A 16,237-nucleotide genomic window follows, 5' to 3' on the forward strand; every position below is an offset into this window, starting at 1 on the left:
GCTCATGATCCACGAACCCTCGCTCCGCATTCCCAGTCTGGTCTATAGCAGCGACGAGCAGCCGGGCATCTCGCGGGTTCGGCGGGGGCGGGGGTTCCAGTATTTCTTGCCCGACCGGAGCCACTTGAAATGCCGCATCGAACTGGCGCGGATCAAGGCGCTGGGAGTGCCGCCGGCCTACAAGAATGTCTGGATCTGTCCGCAGGCCAATGGCCATATCCAGGCGACCGGCTATGATGATGCGGCGCGCAAGCAATATCGCTATCATGACGACTGGCGGGAGTTTCGTGACCGGCAGAAGTTCGATCAACTGGCCCAATTTGCCACGGTGCTGCCGCGGATCCGGCGCAAGGTGAACGCGCTGCTCCAGCCCGATGGCGCGGCCGATGAAGGGCCGGGCAAGGCGGTGGCGCTTGCCGCGCTGGTGCGGCTGATCGACCGGACCGCGATCCGGGTCGGCGGCAGCTCGCGGATGAGCAAGGGGGCAACCACGCTCGATGGCGGCAATGTCCGTTATGAGGAGGACCGGCTGCGGCTGCGCTATCGTGCCAAGGGCGGGAAGAAGGTGAGCTGCAGCCTGCGCGACAGTCGGCTGCAAAAGATATTGGAGCAGATCGACGACCTGCCCGGCAAGCGCCTGTTCCAATATGTCGGCGTGGACGGGGCGGTGCATCCGCTCGACAGCGGCGACGTCAATGACTGGCTGAAGACAGTGTCCGGAATGGACAGTCTGAGCGCCAAGATGTTCCGCACCTGGCACGGCAGCGTTGCCGCGCTCGAGGCGGTCACGGCGGAGGACAAGCCGACGATCAAACAGGCCAGCGAAGCCGCCGCCGCAGCCCTGCGCAACACGCCGGCGATCTGCCGCAAGAGCTATGTCCATCCGGCGGTGTTCGAGCTGATCGGCCTGGCGGCGGACGAGCGCCTGGCGATGATCGAGGGCAGGGCGGCGCAGATCAGCGGCCTGCGGGTGGGCGAGAACCGATTCGCCGGGTTGATTGGCGGGGCATGATCCCGGTCCGCCGCGGCGAGATTGCCGCTCCGTCCATCCGTGCAAAAAAGCCGATATTCTCCGGAACGATTGGCCGGGTCGTCCGTAGATTCCCTGTAACCGCAAGGCAATGGCCCTCCCCCTGATACGGGCTGCCGCGCGGCTATCCCCGACAAGGGGCCCTGAAACCTAGAGGAGAGAAACATGATGTTACAGGATGAGAAAAACCACAGCGTGATTGGCAGCGACCGCGTCGACGGAACCGCTGTCTATGGTGCGGACCAGGACAAGATCGGATCGGTCGACAAGCTGCTGATCGACAAGCGCGGCGGCAATGTCACCGATGTGATCATTTCGGCCGGCGGCTTTCTTGGCATCGGCGACGAGAAGCACAGCATTCCGTGGTCGAAGCTGGATTATGACACCGAGCTCGACGGCTACCGGATCGATGTGACCAAGGATCAGCTGATGGACGCGCCGCGCTTCGGCAGCAACGAGCCCGATCGCGCCTATGACCGGGAATATCAGTCCAGCGTCTATAATTACTGGACGGTGACGCCTTACTGGTAGGCATAGCCAGGCCATAGCGGTACAGGACAAAGCCGGGCGAAAGCGATTTCGCTCGGCTTTTTTTGACTCTTGTCGGATAGGAGCAGAATGCCACCAGGCTGCTCTCGGCCGGTCCGGGACCGTCCCGCCCGCGATCTAGATCGCGGCGGCCATGTAGCTGGCCTGATTGATCGCCGCTTTCGCGTCCAGCTCCATCGCTTCAAACGCGCCGCCGACAAGTTCGGACGAAATGCCCGCTTGCTGAAGATCATCATGCAGCTCGCGCAATGGATCCTGTCCGGCGCAGATGATGATCGTGTCGGCCTCCAGCAAAACGGGCTGGCCGCCTTGCAGGATATGCAATCCCTGATCATCAATTTTCACATATTCGACGCCGTTCATCATGCCGACCCCGCGCCGCGTGAGGGTGATGCGATGGGTCCAGCCGGTGGTCTTGCCCAGACCCGCGCCGACCCGGCTGTCCTTGCGCTGCAACAGGGTGATTTCCCGATCGGACTTCACCACCTGGGGCTCTACGCCGGTGACGCCGCCACGGGGATGGTTCTCAAAATCCACGCCCCATTCCGCGGCAAAGAGATCGCGGTCGAGCGCGCTGGAAACGCCGGCATGGCTGATCAGTTCGGAGACGTCGAAGCCAATGCCGCCGGCGCCGATGATAGCAACCTTTTTGCCCACCGGTTTGTTGCCCCTGATCACATCGATATAGCTGACGACCTTTTCGTGATCGATACCCTCGATATCGGGCGTGCGTGGCTTGATGCCGGTCGAGACAATGACATGGTCAAAGCCTTCGGCCTGCAGCCCGGCGACGTCTGCTTTCGTGTTGAGCCGCAAGTCTATGCCATGCACCGCGATCATGCGGTTATAATAGCGCAGGGTCTCGTAAAATTCTTCTTTGCCGGGAATGGTTTTCGCCAGATTAAACTGGCCACCAATTTCGGAGGCGGCCTCGAACAAGGTCACGACATGGCCGCGCTGGGCCGCGACCGTGGCATAGGCGAGGCCGGCCGGTCCGGCACCAACCACCGCGATCCGCTTGGCTTCGGTGACCGGCTCGTAATTCAGGATGGTTTCGTGGCAGGCGCGGGGATTGACCAGACAGGTGGTCAATTTGCCCATGAACGTATGATCCAGACAGGCCTGGTTGCAGGCGATACAGGTGTTGATCTCGTCCTCGCGGCCTTCGATCGCCTTGCGCATGAATTCGCTGTCGGCGAGCAGCGGCCGGGCCATGGAGACCAGGTCAGCGTCGCCGCGGGCCAGAACTTCTTCCGCAACGTCGGGCATATTGATCCGGTTGGAGGTGATCATTGGCACGCCGAGTTCCTTGCGCAACCGGCCGGTCACCGAGGTAAAGGCGGCGCGGGGCACCATGGTCGCAATCGTCGGGACGGCGCTCTCGTGCCAGGTAAAATGGGTGGATATAATCGTAACGCCGGCTTTCTCCAAAGCCTTGCCGAGCATGACGATCTCATCCCAGCTCATGCCGCCGTCGAGCATATCCATTGCCGCGATCCGGAAGATGAGGATGAAATCCGGGCCGACCGCTTTCCGTGTCTGCTCGACAATCTCGATGGCAAACCGCATCATATTCTCGAACGATCCGCCATATTCATCTTCGCGCAAATTGGTTTTGCGCACCAGAAAGGTCGATATCAGATAGCCGGCTGAACCAATGATCTCGACGCCGTCATAGCCCGCTTTCTGCGCCATCAGCGCACAATTTACATGATCGTCGATCTGCTTCTGGATGCCGGCCTTGTCGAGCTCGTTGGGGGGATGTCTGGCAATCCGGGATCGCACAGCCGACGGCGCGACCATATCCCTGTTGTTGGCGAGCGGGCCGGGGTGCAGGATCTGCATGCATATTTTCACATCTTCGGCTGCATCGTGCACGGCGTCCGTGACCAACCGGTGCTTGGCGGCTTCTTCATCGCTGGACATTATGGCCCCGCCCATCGAGGCTTCGGCATTGGGAGCAATCCCGCCGGTGATAATCATGCCGATGTTGTTCGCGGCCCGCTCGGCAAAATAGGCGGCCATTCGCTCGAACCCGCCATCCATCTCTTCCAGACCGGTATGCATGGAGCCCATGATGGAGCGATTTTTTATGGTGGTGAAGCCGAGATCGAGCGGCTCGAGCAATTTTGGATAGTTCATCCGGCTGCTCTAGCAGCATTTTCGCGCGATCACATTAATCAATCTGTTAAATATGAGTGTCCGAGAGCATGTCTTCGAGCACAGGGAGCAGATGTTCCGGACCGAGCGCAGCGCCCGGGGGCGATCAAGACCTAGTCGTCGCCTTGCACTTTTTCAGGCAGGCCGTCGTGATCGGTGCTGGCATAATCCTCCAGCTCGTCTTCGCTCATGCTGTCATACATGTCCTTGGACGCGCCCTTGAGGTCGCCGACCTTGGTTTCGCCGCGCTTGGCGGACAGGGCCGCTCCGGCGGCGCGTTGCTGGGCTTTCGATTGGGCTGGCATGATCTATCTCCTTTGCTTGTCGGTGGTGGATGGGGGCGGGCCCGGTCAGGATGGCGGCTTTCCGCTTTCTTCGCCCGGGTCCCAGTGCGAGGTGAAGGGCGCGCTGGTGATCAGCACGGTGAGGATGACAGCTGTGATGATCGCCGCTAGCCAGATTTCGCCGAAACCGCAGATCAGCCCGATCGCGCCCGCTGCCCAGATCGAAGCGGCGGAGCCCGCGCCCTGAACGAAGCTGCCCTCGCGGAACATCGCCCCGGCGCCGAGAAAGCCGATCCCGGTGATCACGCCTTCAAAGACGCGGCTGGGGTCTATATCGCTTTGCGGATCGCGGGTCGATTCGAGCAATTCCATCGCGCCGATCGCCAGCGCGCAGGCGGCAATGGAAATGATCACGAAAGGGCGGAAGTCGATCGGTTTGCGGCGGATAAACCGCTCGAGGCCGATCAGGAAGGGCAGAAGGGTGGAGGCGGCGAGCCGCCATAGCGCCTCTGACCAGGCTATTGTATCAGGTCCGGCTAATATGTCTGTCATGGCAAGGAAACGCGCGGGTCGGGGAATTGTTGCGCCGCCGCGGCAAGAAAAAGCGGGGGCCGCGACAGGCGGGAACAAAGCGACGTCAGGACCGGCGGATCAGGCCGGTGCGCGCTCTCTTCCATGCCGCCGCGGCCCCCGCGGGACTGCATCGGGACGGGGCTGTTCGCGCCTAGAGCGCAACCCGGGCGTGGTCGCCCATTTCCTCGCCGTCCATGGTCATGCCGGTCATCATCTTGAACATGCCGACGACACCGGGGTCGGACTCCCAGATTTCCGCGTCGCGCAGGTCAAGCCGCAGCATCAGCAGGTTGGGATCCTGCCGACCCTGATCGTACCAGGCCTCGACCGGCTTGCTCCAGTGCTTGTCGATGATCGCGGAGCTGGTTTCCTCGGTCAGATTGCCGGCCACGCAGGCGAACAGGTCATGTCCCTTGGAGACAAATTGCATCATCGCCGGGCCGCCCTGGGCCAGCCGGTTGTCGCGGGTGGTGAAGAACCAGATGGCGCTGTTGGCGTCCTTGTCGAGCTGCGCGCGCATCGGGATGCTGTGCTTCCTCTCATTATCGAGAGCCAGCATCACGAAAGGGCTGTCGGCGATCGACTCCCAGAATTCCTCGCGGATCTCGTCACGGTCGATTGTATCGTTCATATCGGTGTTGCTCATGGTCTGTTTCCTTTTCTGCTTCACTTAACCAACGCGCAGGGTGGATAAAGTTTCAAAAAATTGGGAAAATTCTCGTGGTTTTCTGGCGTGGTGGTCCGGATCGCCCGCGGAGTCGTGCAGGAACCCGCGCGCCTCCTGTGCTTCCCATCACAAGTCCGGTTGCGGCGACGGCGCATTGAGATTAGGCACGCTGCATAATTCTTTGCACAAGGACGCATCATGACCGATCATCTGGAAAACCCGCAGCTTGAAACCATGGCCGTTCACGCCGGCACCGAACCGGATCCGACGACCAAGGCGCGGATCACGCCGATCTACCAGACCGCTTCCTATGTGTTCGATGATGTCGATCATGCGGCCGACCTGTTCAATCTGGATGCGTTCGGCAATATCTATACCCGCATCATGAACCCGACCAACGGCGCGCTGGAAGGCAAGATTGCGGCGATGGAAGGCGGCATCGGGGCGCTGGCAGTGGGCTCGGGCCACGCGGCGCAGATCATCGCCTTTCACGTGCTGATGGACCCCGGCGCGCATATTGTCGCGGCGAAGAAACTCTATGGTGGCTCGCTCAACCAGCTCGCCCATTCGGTCAAGAAATTCGGCTGGAAGGTCAGCTTTGTCGACGCGGACAATATGGACGAGGTAAAGGGCGCGATCACCGACGATACGCGCTGCATCTTCATCGAGAGTCTCGCCAATCCCGGCGGCGTGGTGCAGGATATCGCAGCGATCGCAGACATCGCCCATGAAGCGGGCATCCCGCTGATTGTCGACAATACGATGGCGTCGCCAATGCTCTGTCGTCCGATCGAGCATGGCGCGGATATTGTCGTCGAAAGCGGCACGAAATTTCTCGGCGGCCATGGCAACAGCGTCGCCGGTCTAATCATCGACAGCGGCAAGTTCGACTGGACCAAGAGCGAGAAATTCGCCTTCCTCAACCAGCCCAACCCGTCCTATCATGGCAAGGTCTTCACCGAAGCCTTTGGCGAAATGGCCTTCATCCTCGCGGCGCGCGCGCTGTCGCTGCGCGATCTGGGACCGGCGCTGGCGCCGCAGAACGCTTTCTATATCTTGACCGGCATGGAAACGCTGGCGCTGCGGATGGAGAGGCATTGCGACAATGCCCTGAAAATGGCGGAATGGTTGCAGGGACGCGACGAGGTGAGCTGGGTGTCCTATGCCGGACTGCCCGACAATGAATATCACGCGCTGGCGCAGAAATATCTCGGCGGCAAGGGCGGGGCGGTATTCACATTCGGCCTGAAAGGCGGCTATGAGGCGGGCACGAAACTGGTATCGGCGGTCAAGCTGTTCAGCCATCTCGCGAATATCGGTGATACCAGATCCCTGATCATCCATCCCGCCTCGACGACGCACAGCCAGCTTTCGGGCGATGAACTGGTCGCCGCCGGTGCCGGGCCGGATGTGGTGCGTATCTCGGTCGGGATCGAACATATCGACGATATAATCGCCGACATGCAGCAGGCGCTGGAGTCGCTCTGATGGCCGATGGCGCGGGCGATTATGTCTATGACGAGGAAACGGGCGAATGGCTCAGTCCGGAAGATGCTGCGGCAAAGGCGGCGGGACCTGAGGTGGTCGATGCGGTCGGCAATGTGCTGGCCGATGGCGATGCCGTTACCCTGATCAAGGATCTCAAGGTCAAGGGCGCAGGGCAGACGCTGAAGCGCGGCACCCTGATCAAGTCTATCCGACTAACGGGTGACGCGCAGGAGATTGATTGCAGATATGAAGGGATCAAGGGACTGGTCCTGCGAGCAGAATTTGTGAAAAAACGGACCTGACCGATTCTCCCTGTTGCAGTGCAGCACCAATGATATTAGGCAGTTTCGCGTATTCCTTGAGACAGGACCTTCCATGACCATTATTTCCAAAGCACTCGGACGTATCCAACCTTCTGCCACGCTTGCGATGACCGCCAAGGTTACCGAGTTGAAGTCGCAAGGTATTGATGTGATTGGCCTGTCGGCCGGCGAACCCGATTTCGACACGCCCGACTTTGTCAAGGAAGCCGCGATCCAGGCGATCCGCGACGGTGATACAAACTATACGACGGTGGATGGCACGGCTGCGCTGAAGCAGGCGATTATCGCGAAGTTCGAGCGCGACAACGGCCTGACCTATACCGCGAAGCAGATCACTGCCAATAATGGCGGCAAGCACACCCTGTTCAACGCGCTGGTCGCGACACTGGACGAAGGGGACGAGGTGATCATTCCGGCGCCTTATTGGGTCAGCTATCCGGATATCGTCAATTTCGCCGGCGGTACGCCTGTGATTATCGAGGCCGGCGCGGATCAGAATTACAAGATCACGCCCGAACAGCTGGAAGCCGCGATCACGCCAAAGACCAAATGGCTGATCCTCAACTCGCCGTCCAACCCGAGCGGTGCCGCCTATAGCGCCGACGAACTCAAGGCACTGGGCGGGGCACTGGCTTCGCACAAGCAGGTGATGGTGATGACCGACGATATGTACGAGCATATCTGGTACGCCGATTTTCCTTTTGCCACGATCGCGCAGGTCTGCCCGGAACTGTATGACCGGACACTGACCGTCAACGGCGTGTCCAAGGCTTATGCGATGACCGGCTGGCGGATCGGTTATGCCGGTGGTCCGGAATGGCTGATCAAGGCGATGGGCAAGCTGCAGTCGCAGTCGACATCCAACCCCTGTTCGATTTCGCAGGCGGCGGCGGTCGCCGCGCTCAATGGCCCGCAGGATTTTCTGGTCGAGCGCAACGCAGCCTTTGAAAAGCGCCGCGATCTTGTTGTATCGATGATCAACGATACGCCGGGCCTGCAATGCCCGACACCGGAAGGTGCCTTTTACGTCTATCCCGACGCCAGCGGGCTGATGGGAAAAACCACGCCCAAGGGCGCAGTGATCAACAGCGACGAAGACCTGATCACCTATTTTCTGGAAGAAGCACAGGTTGCGGCAGTGCATGGTGCGGCCTTCGGTCTCTCGCCCGCATTCCGGATCAGCTATGCGACATCGGAACAGTTGCTGACCGAGGCCTGCACGAGAATTCAAAGGGCCTGCGCGGCGTTGACTTAGGCCTCAGGCGCCGGGCGGGCGCATGCGTTATGTCTCGCGGCGGTTCGCTGCGCGAACGCCTCCGACGGGGCGGGCTATCGCCCGACGCGCGGTCGCGCTTGCCTCCGCTTCGCGTCGGATCGGCGCTCCCACTGTAGGCTAGTTTCCAACCGAGGCGAAGCCGAGGCAAGGCCGACCGGCCGCCGCGCCTTATGGCGCGAAAGCCAAGGGCGCGGATGCGCCCGCCCGGCGCCTGAGGTTAAACAAAAAAAACCGTCGGAGGCGTTCGCGCAGTGAACTGCCGCGAGACCGGAAAACCTCCCCCATATCGATAGAAATTCTTCACGCCGGCAAACTGAATATGACCTTGTGATCAGGTTCACAGCGGCGACAGGAAAACTATATTAGAGGGTGTAACCAACAGGCGGGATGCCCCGAACCCTTCATAGTCCCCCAAGGAACAGGCCATGATGAAATTGTTCAAATCCGATCTTACCTACAGCCTCGGCGGCGGCTTTCTCGCCGGCGCGCTGATGCTGTTTTTCATGCAACCCGCCGACCAGCCAGCCGATGCCGGCCAGACTCTTTCCGCCACCGTCAGCGCTGCTGCACAGATAGCGGGCTAGAGGCTCCGGTGGGGCCGACCCTGTCCCGGGCGATTGCCTTTGGCGCAAGCCTGGCCTGTGTCGCGGTGGTCTGGGCCGGAGCGCAGAGCGCGCTGCCGGGTGATTACCACAACCGGCCGGTCTTTGTCGCGGAAGCCCATGCGGCGGAGAAAGCCACGATCATTCCGAAGCCGCGTGTCGATGTCCGGGACAGCGGCAAGCGGGCCGTTGCCATTTTTGCCGGCGGCTGCTTCTGGGGCGTCGAGGGTGTGTTCGAACATACAAAGGGCGTGATCAGCGCGTCGTCCGGCTATCATGGTGGCAGCAAGCGCAGCGCCTCCTACAAGCTGGTCAGCGCGGGGCTGAGCAGCCATGCCGAAGCGGTGCGGGTGGTCTATGACCCCGGCCAGATCAGCTATGGCAAGCTGATGCAGATATTCTTTTCGGTGATCGCCGATCCGACGATGCTCAACGCCCAGGGGCCGGATCGCGGCAAACATTATCGCAGCGCGCTGGTGCCGATGAATGGCGCGCAGGCCAAGGCGGCCCGCGCCTATATCGCGCAACTGGAAAAGGGCCGCTATTGGAAGCGGCCGATCGTGACGAAGATCGAGGCCTACAAGGCCTTTTATCCGGCCGAGGCCTACCACCAGGATTTCATGCAGAAAAACCCGCGTCAGGCCTATATCGTCCGCTGGGACAAGCCGAAGGTCGCCAATCTGAAGCGCCATTTCCCGGATCTTTATCGGTCAAAGCCGGTAGGCTAGTTCGAATTCGGCGACTTAACCGGCTGTTAGCTGTCGCCTGCTAGAAGGCTGTCATGGTCAACCACGAGTTCGAAATATTGCTTTCCCTTGCTGCCATTGTCATCGGCATCGGCATGCTGTGGATGGCAAGGAGCCAGCCCGACTGAATCGTGCGGCTCCCGCTTCGTTGGTACGGACAGTATCTCTGTCAGAATCGCAGTTTGAGCCCCGCCGTGGCACGCCAGCGCCAGGCGTCGGTTGTCTCGAGCCGCGTCGTTTCACCCTGCAGCACCTGATCACCGGAACTGGGGTTGATGATTTTCCCTGTGTCCGAAAGATAGCTGGCGTCAGCACCGATCGCGAATTTGATCTTTGCTGTGACGTCAAATTCCAGTGCCGCCGAAAGCTGGCCGGCGAAGGCTGCGCCGGAATCCGATTCATCGATGCTGATCGTGAAATCCTGGTCGGCCGCAGGGCATAAGGCGCAACTGTTCCACTCCATGGATGTAAGGTCGCTGTCACGATAATAGATTCCACCCGCAGCAGAACCGGTCAGGGCCACGCCGGGACCGATGTCCTGCCTCACACCCAGCGCGCCACCGATACCCAGATAGGTGCTGGAAACGCTCTGGTCGCGGCTCTGTTCGAGCACCGACCCGAACACCGTCGACTGGGCCTGGGATTCAAAATCCATGTCGAACAGCAGGACATTGGCGAAAGCCATGGCAACGGCGCTGAAGCCGTCCCTGTCGGCAATCGGTGTCGCCAGGCCCAGCTTGAATTCGTGCAGGCTGACCTCGGACAGGTTGAAGCCGGTCAGGCCGCGGTTGCCGATCGCAAGGCCGGTCGAGCCGCTGGGTGAAGTCTCGCCGTAAACAAAGCCGACATCTACCGGCCCGCCGGCGGCTATGGCAAATTCGGTGCGCGCATCGCCCTCGCTATAGCCGTAGCTGCCGTACAGACCGACCGTGTCGTCGAGCTTGTAGTTCACGCCCAGCGAAAACCCGACGCTATCAAATTTCGTCGTCGCCGGGTCGGCGAAGGTTTCGGTTCCCGCGGCCGTGCGCTGGAAGCCGATGCCGCTATCCCGGTCGCCCAGATCAAGACTGCCCAGGCTCCCGGTCAAGGAGACGGAGATCTCGTCGCCGTAATTTTGGGGCTTGCCTTGCGGCTCCGCGTAGGATTCCGCTGGTTCCTCGAACAGGGGGCGGACACCGCTGTCTGCCGATATATCGGGCTTGAAGGCAAGTTCGCGCTGCTCGCCCGAAGGCAGTATATCGGGATTTGCCGACATTCCCGCCATCCGAACGAGATAATTTGTGCCCACCGAAGGCGAATATTCCCTGTAGATTATGGTCCGGTCTGATGCCGATTGCGCCAGTTCCTCCGGTGATGGCGGGCATTTGAGCTGGCTCGGGAATATCACACCCTCGATTGCCGGATCGAGCTTGCGGAGCTGGTTGATCGCGTCTGCCTGATCAAGATCCGGGTCGTTGGTCAGCAGCCGTTCGCGCAAATCATCCCGGATCGCCCTCAGTTCGCGCCATTGGCCGAAGAGCTTTTCATAGCGTCTGATCCGGGAGGCGTTGGTTTCGTCATCGGCGCCATTGCGGCAGAGCTCCACCAGCCCATCCAGTTCTGCCCTGAGATCCGCCGCGGTTCGCAGGGGGCGTCCGGACCGGACATCCGGGGGCAAGGCATGCACTTCCAGAGCCGGATCGGATGCTGGTGGTGGCGAGGGTAGCCCGCCGCCGGCCGCGAGAACTTGCAAGTCGGGATAGACGTCGCACTTCAGGTCTTGTGGAGTTTGCAGAATCTCAATCTGCTGCACTTCCGGGGCCAGCAGCGGCCGGCTTTCCGGAGCAATCGGGCTGGAGCCCCGCACCCGGATTTCGTTCAACACCGCGCCATAGCGAGCACCATATTCGGATTTGAAACCACGGATGTGCACTTCGGGCATCCTGCCCGGGGTGGCGTTGACGCCATAGGCCGGGTTCCCCCTGTTCCGGCCGCACAGGGTGCCGATATCGACCAGCCTGTCCACATGGTTGTCGAGATCTTCCGTTCCGATCACCGCCACGGGTGTCGCCGAGGCGAGGTCCAGCCGCTCCCGTGCGTGCGCATGGGTGGCGGTTCCGGCCAACAATAATGCTGTCGCAATCTGTACTCGTTTCATGATTCACTCCCTGCATGGACAAAGCTGACCCTTGCCCACCGGGATATGGACACGGCCAAAGCCGCGCATCATGCATTTATATTATATGCAAATGTGGCGATGGCGTGCGCGGCACTAGTGGCCGAGGACCTTGCGCAGCAGATCCGTCTGCCGTCTCGATCCGGTTTTCTCGAGGACCCGTTGCATGTGAACACGGGCAGTATTGACCGAGATGCCGTGACATTCGGCATGTTCGGGGACGGAGAGGCCGCCGACAATGCTATCGACCAGCTTGATCTCTGCCGGGGTCAGGCCATGGGCTTCGCCGAATGCCGCGAAATCGACAATCTGGTTTTCGCTGGATTGCCGGATACGGCTAACGATACCGTCCAGCGTTTCTGCGGGAAGATTGGCGATGATCTCCTCTACCCGTTCCGACCATATCGGCTCGGAACTGATTTTTACGCCATCGCCGCGGAACTGATTCAGGAACGGGCGCAAATAGTCGACCTGACTGTCCTTGTGCTTCGGCTGCTGTTTCCTGTCCGTCATCCTGACCCCCTCTATCATTTTTTGTGCTGCTGGAATAGAAGGTTGACCATGGAAGCCTCTGTCCCGGGATATCCTGCGATTGCAGATAGCGATATTGACCTCCGGCTGGTCCAGCTGGAAGCGAATAAAATTGCCCATGCCATCCAGTCGCAAATGGCGCCGGTGGTAAAAGGCTTTTCGGATTTCGGCGCGCGGATCGAGAACCGGTTCATCAAGGCCATGCTGGTTCGCGCCCTGAAACCGGCAATAGCCAATGGTGCTGACCCGGTCGAGCGCGACCGGTTGCTTTCCGCCTACCGGACCGCAACCGCCAAAGGGACCTATGCGATTTTCAACCCGGTCATGCAGTCGCCGCCCGATACGCAATTGCTGTTCGACCCTGCGTCTCCGCTTGTCGCGGATTATGCGGACAGCGAGTGGCCGGAGGAAGAATCCGAGGAACCGATTCTATTCTATGTGCCAGGCGGCGGCTTTATATTGCCGCCATCGCCGAAACAGGTGGGGCTGGCATTTCGTCTGGCCGAACATTGTGGATGCGAGGCGGTGATCGGCAAGCACCGTCTGGCGCCTGAATATCCGTTTCCCCTGCCGGCCAAGGATCTGGCCGATCAATATGAGGCGATGCTGAAAGCCGGGAAGGCACCGAGCCGGATCATATTGTCCGGCGACAGCGCCGGCGCCACTCTGGTGCTGGCGATGATGCTGGAGTTGCGGGAGCGCAGGGTGCCGATGCCGGGCGGGGCGATATTGTTCTCGCCATGGGGGGATCTGGCGATGCGGGGCTGGTCCTATATTTCCAAGAGCCTGAATGGCAGCAGTCCGTTCCGGATGGAAACGGCTGCATTTAGCGCCAAGCTCTATCTCGGAGATACATTGCCAACCGATCCGCGCGCTTCACCCGTCTACGCCGATTTGCGCGAATTTCCGCCGCTTGCCATCCACTGCAGCCGGCATGACATGCATTTCGATGATGCTGTACAGCTGGCCGAAAAGGCGCAGGATGCCAATGTCCCGGTCCGGATGAACTATTGGGACAGCCCGCGCCATCACCTCGAGCGTTTCGGATCCAAGGATGCCCGGAAAAGCTTCGATCTGGTGGCGGAATTCATCGATGCACGCTATCGGCGCACCAGCTGAAGGACAGCAGCCGGAGCTATTTCGGGCTGAGCACCATAAGCATCTGACGGCCTTCCAGTTTGGGGTAGGCCTCGACCTTGGCGGTTTCCTTCATGTCTTCCTGCACCCGGACGAGCAATTGCATGCCGAGCTGCTGGTGCGACATTTCACGACCGCGGAAGCGCAGGGTCACCTTGACCTTGTCGCCATTGTCGATGAACTTGTTCACGTTGCGCATTTTGACGTTATAATCATGATCGTCGATATTCGGACGCATCTTGATTTCCTTGACGTCCTGAACCTTCTGCGTCTTGCGCGCGGCATTGGCCTTTTTCTGGGCCTCATATTTGAATTTGCCGACGTCGAGATATTTGGCAACCGGAGGCTGCGCGTTCGGAGAAACCTCGACCAGGTCGAGGCCAACTTCTGCTGCACGCTCAATCGCTTCGCGGGTGCTCATCACGCCAAGGTTCTCGCCCTTGTCGTCAATCACCCTTACGGTGTCGGAATTGATCAGATCGTTGAATCGCGGGCCACCTTTGACGGGTGGCATGGGGCGGCGAGGGGGTGCAGCTATGTTAAATACTCCTGAGTGTTTGTCTATGTTGGCTCATTAGCCGCAAAGCTTGACGGAATAAAGCCTTGTTGATGGCGAAAGAGTCATTAGCCATGGAAGCCGTTGTCGGAATGCAACAGCTATTCTCCATATATCGTTAATATGTCGCTGATTTCAAGTCCGGCGGCAGTGCTTCTTCCTTCAGCTTGGCAACGGCTTCATCGAGCGTCAGGAACTCCTGCTCCTTCTGGCCGAGTCGGCGCAGGGCGACCTTGCCCTCTTCCGCTTCGCGCATGCCGACGACAAGGATATTGGGCACCTTGCCCACCGAATGTTCGCGGACCTTGTAGTTGATTTTTTCGTTGCGCAAATCGGCTTCGACGCGGATGCCTGCGGCCTTCAGCTTCTCCGCAACCTGTTCGGCATAGGGATTGGCGTCGGTCACGATCGTGGCGACGACCGCCTGGGTCGGCGCGAGCCAGAGCGGCATTTTGCCGGCAAAATGCTCGATCAATATGCCGATGAATCGTTCGTAGCTGCCGAAAATGGCGCGATGGAGCATGACCGGGCGATGGCGGTCGCCATCTTCGCCGACATAGCTCGCGTCGAGACGTTCGGGCAGCACGCGGTCCGACTGGATCGTGCCGACCTGCCAGGTCCGGCCAATCGCGTCGGTCAGATGCCATTCGAGTTTTGGCGCGTAGAATGCGCCTTCTCCGGGCAGTTCTTCCCAGCCATATTCCTCGGTCGCCATGCCGGCATCGATCACCGCCTGGCGCAATTCGTCCTCGGCCTTGTCCCACTCTTCATCGGAACCGAAGCGGTTTTCGGGGCGCAGGGCCAGTTTGATCGAAAAGCTCTCGAAACCCATTTCCTTGTAGACCCGGTTGGCGAGTGCGCAGAATGCCTGGACTTCTTCGACAATCTGGTCCTCGCGGCAGAAAATATGGGCGTCATCCTGGGTGAACTGGCGCACGCGCATCAATCCGTGCAGCGCGCCATGCGGCTCGTTGCGGTGACAGCAGCCATGTTCGAACAGGCGCAGGGGCAGGTCGCGATAGCTTTTGATTCCCTGACGAAAGACCAGCACATGGGCCGGGCAGTTCATCGGCTTGATCGCCATCATGCCTTCGGTCCCGGTAACGACCGGGCCATCGCTTTCGGCATCCGGCACTTCGTCGGGCACGGCGAACATATTCTCGCTATATTTGCCCCAGTGGCCGGATTGTTCCCATTGGTGAACATCCATCAATTGCGGCGTCTTGATCTCGTCATAGCCGGCGCCGTCGATGGCGCGGCGCATATAGGCTTCGAGCTCGCGCCAGATGACAAAGCCCTTGGCATGCCAGAAAATGCTGCCCTGCGCTTCGGACTGGATATGGTAGAGATCCATTTCCTGACCGAGCTTGCGATGGTCGCGCTTGGCCGCTTCCTCGAGCCGGACGAGATGGGCATTGAGCTGTTTCTTGTTGAGCCAGCCGGTGCCGTAGATGCGCGACAGTTGCGGATTGCGCTGGTCGCCGCGCCAATAGGCGCCGGACACGCGCATCAGCTTGAACGCCTTGGGATCAAGCTTGCCGGTCGAGGCGAGATGCGGGCCGCGGCACATGTCCATCCAGTCGTCACCCGACCAGTAGACCGTGAACTCGTCGCCTTCGGGCAGTTCGGCCGCCCATTCGGCCTTGAACGTCTCGCCGTCCTTCTGCCAGCGGGCGATCAGGTCGTCGCGCTCCCAGACTTCCCGGCGCAGCGGCTTGTCGGCGGCGATGATCCGTTTCATCTCCTCCTCGATCTTCGGCAGGTCTTCGTCGGTGAACGGATCGCCGGCGGGCGCGAAATCATAATAGAAGCCGTCGTCGGTCGACGGACCAAAGGTGATCTGTGTGCCGGGGAACAGATTCTGCACCGCTTCCGCCAGCACATGGGCATAGTCGTGGCGCGCCAGTTCCAGCGCGTCTTCCTCGTCCCGCGAGGTGACCAGAGCGAGTTCGGTATCTTTCTCCAGCGGCCGCATGATATCGCGCAGTTCGCCGTCAATCTTCGCCGCCAGCGCGGCTTTGGCAAGGCCCGGCCCGATGTCGGCGGCTATCTGTGCGGGGGTAGTGCCCATGGCCACTTCACGCGCGCTGCCGTCGGGAAGGGTGATTGTGATCATCTCGGTCATGGGTTCAGGTCATCTCAATATTTGTCAAAGTTGGG

16 protein-coding genes are annotated in these 16,237 nt (G+C 60.3%); 8 read left to right on the plus strand and 8 right to left on the minus strand.

Going from position 1 to position 16,237, the window contains the following annotated elements; genetic code table 11:
* Positions 1-4: 4 nt before the first annotated feature.
* Together SPHFLASMR4Y_RS15690 and SPHFLASMR4Y_RS15695 are read left to right on the plus strand one after the other, a co-directional pair.
* Positions 5-1,012: a DNA topoisomerase IB gene (locus SPHFLASMR4Y_RS15690; protein WP_089134384.1), complete on the plus strand. Its 1,008-nt coding sequence runs from the start codon at positions 5-7 to the stop codon at positions 1,010-1,012.
* 183 nt (positions 1,013-1,195) lie between these two features.
* The gene (locus SPHFLASMR4Y_RS15695) at positions 1,196-1,561 is read left to right on the plus strand and encodes a PRC-barrel domain-containing protein (RefSeq protein ID WP_089134385.1); all 366 of its coding nucleotides are present in this window, start codon (positions 1,196-1,198) and stop codon (positions 1,559-1,561) included.
* Positions 1,562-1,696: 135 nt separating this feature from the next.
* On the opposite strand, the gene SPHFLASMR4Y_RS15700 is transcribed toward SPHFLASMR4Y_RS15695, so the two are convergent.
* The 4 genes from SPHFLASMR4Y_RS15700 to SPHFLASMR4Y_RS15715 form a co-directional block, all read right to left on the minus strand.
* Positions 1,697-3,721 (minus strand): NADPH-dependent 2,4-dienoyl-CoA reductase, encoded by a 2,025-nt coding sequence (locus SPHFLASMR4Y_RS15700; protein WP_089134386.1) that lies wholly within the window; start codon positions 3,719-3,721, stop codon positions 1,697-1,699.
* A 131-nt stretch (positions 3,722-3,852) separates the two neighbouring features.
* Positions 3,853-4,044 carry a DUF3008 family protein gene (locus SPHFLASMR4Y_RS15705; RefSeq protein ID WP_089134387.1) on the minus strand — a complete coding sequence of 64 codons (192 nt, stop codon included), beginning with the start codon at positions 4,042-4,044 and terminating at the stop codon, positions 3,853-3,855.
* 45 nt (positions 4,045-4,089) lie between these two features.
* Positions 4,090-4,575 (minus strand): MgtC/SapB family protein, encoded by a 486-nt coding sequence (locus SPHFLASMR4Y_RS15710; RefSeq protein WP_089134388.1) that lies wholly within the window; start codon positions 4,573-4,575, stop codon positions 4,090-4,092.
* Positions 4,576-4,747: 172 nt separating this feature from the next.
* A complete protein-coding gene (locus SPHFLASMR4Y_RS15715) occupies positions 4,748-5,242 on the minus strand; it encodes a pyridoxamine 5'-phosphate oxidase family protein (protein WP_260807003.1) in 495 nt (164 codons plus the stop codon).
* 219 nt (positions 5,243-5,461) lie between these two features.
* Here SPHFLASMR4Y_RS15715 and SPHFLASMR4Y_RS15720 point away from each other — a divergent pair, with 219 nt between their 5' ends.
* The 5 genes from SPHFLASMR4Y_RS15720 (at position 5,462) to msrA (ending at position 9,680) form a co-directional block, all read left to right on the plus strand.
* A complete protein-coding gene (locus tag SPHFLASMR4Y_RS15720; protein ID WP_089134389.1) occupies positions 5,462-6,751 on the plus strand; it encodes an O-acetylhomoserine aminocarboxypropyltransferase in 1,290 nt (429 codons plus the stop codon).
* Entirely contained in the window at positions 6,751-7,053 is a 303-nt protein-coding gene (locus SPHFLASMR4Y_RS15725) for an alkylphosphonate utilization protein (protein ID WP_089134390.1), read from the plus strand. The genes SPHFLASMR4Y_RS15720 and SPHFLASMR4Y_RS15725 overlap by 1 nt, the downstream gene beginning before the upstream one ends.
* Before the next feature lie 73 nt (positions 7,054-7,126).
* Positions 7,127-8,329, plus strand: coding sequence for a pyridoxal phosphate-dependent aminotransferase (locus SPHFLASMR4Y_RS15730; protein WP_089134391.1), 1,203 nt, complete (start codon positions 7,127-7,129; stop codon positions 8,327-8,329).
* Positions 8,330-8,775: 446 nt separating this feature from the next.
* Positions 8,776-8,934, plus strand: a complete 159-nt coding sequence (locus tag SPHFLASMR4Y_RS17210; RefSeq protein WP_186265972.1) for a hypothetical protein — start codon at positions 8,776-8,778, stop codon at positions 8,932-8,934.
* A gap of 8 nt (positions 8,935-8,942) precedes the next feature.
* The gene (gene msrA, locus SPHFLASMR4Y_RS15735; protein ID WP_089134392.1) at positions 8,943-9,680 is read left to right on the plus strand and encodes a peptide-methionine (S)-S-oxide reductase MsrA; all 738 of its coding nucleotides are present in this window, start codon (positions 8,943-8,945) and stop codon (positions 9,678-9,680) included.
* A 187-nt stretch (positions 9,681-9,867) separates the two neighbouring features.
* Here the strand turns inward: msrA and SPHFLASMR4Y_RS15740 are convergent, their stop codons facing one another.
* Both SPHFLASMR4Y_RS15740 and SPHFLASMR4Y_RS17215 read right to left on the minus strand, forming a co-directional pair.
* Positions 9,868-11,835 (minus strand): hypothetical protein, encoded by a 1,968-nt coding sequence (locus SPHFLASMR4Y_RS15740; RefSeq protein ID WP_145955571.1) that lies wholly within the window; start codon positions 11,833-11,835, stop codon positions 9,868-9,870.
* 114 nt (positions 11,836-11,949) lie between these two features.
* On the minus strand, positions 11,950-12,366 hold the full coding sequence (locus SPHFLASMR4Y_RS17215) for a helix-turn-helix transcriptional regulator (RefSeq protein ID WP_186265973.1): 417 nt from the start codon (positions 12,364-12,366) through the stop codon (positions 11,950-11,952).
* Positions 12,367-12,414: 48 nt separating this feature from the next.
* On the opposite strand from SPHFLASMR4Y_RS17215, the gene SPHFLASMR4Y_RS15745 reads away from it, so the two are divergent.
* On the plus strand, positions 12,415-13,503 hold the full coding sequence (locus tag SPHFLASMR4Y_RS15745) for an alpha/beta hydrolase (protein WP_260807167.1): 1,089 nt from the start codon (positions 12,415-12,417) through the stop codon (positions 13,501-13,503).
* 16 nt (positions 13,504-13,519) lie between these two features.
* On the opposite strand, the gene infC is transcribed toward SPHFLASMR4Y_RS15745, so the two are convergent.
* Both infC and thrS read right to left on the minus strand, forming a co-directional pair.
* A complete protein-coding gene (infC, locus tag SPHFLASMR4Y_RS15750) occupies positions 13,520-14,035 on the minus strand; it encodes a translation initiation factor IF-3 (protein WP_089134395.1) in 516 nt (171 codons plus the stop codon).
* A 160-nt stretch (positions 14,036-14,195) separates the two neighbouring features.
* On the minus strand, positions 14,196-16,202 hold the full coding sequence (gene thrS / locus SPHFLASMR4Y_RS15755) for a threonine--tRNA ligase (protein WP_089134396.1): 2,007 nt from the start codon (positions 16,200-16,202) through the stop codon (positions 14,196-14,198).
* Positions 16,203-16,237: the final 35 nt, after the last annotated feature.

Source organism: Sphingorhabdus sp. SMR4y, assembly GCF_002218195.1.
Classification (GTDB): domain Bacteria; phylum Pseudomonadota; class Alphaproteobacteria; order Sphingomonadales; family Sphingomonadaceae; genus Parasphingorhabdus.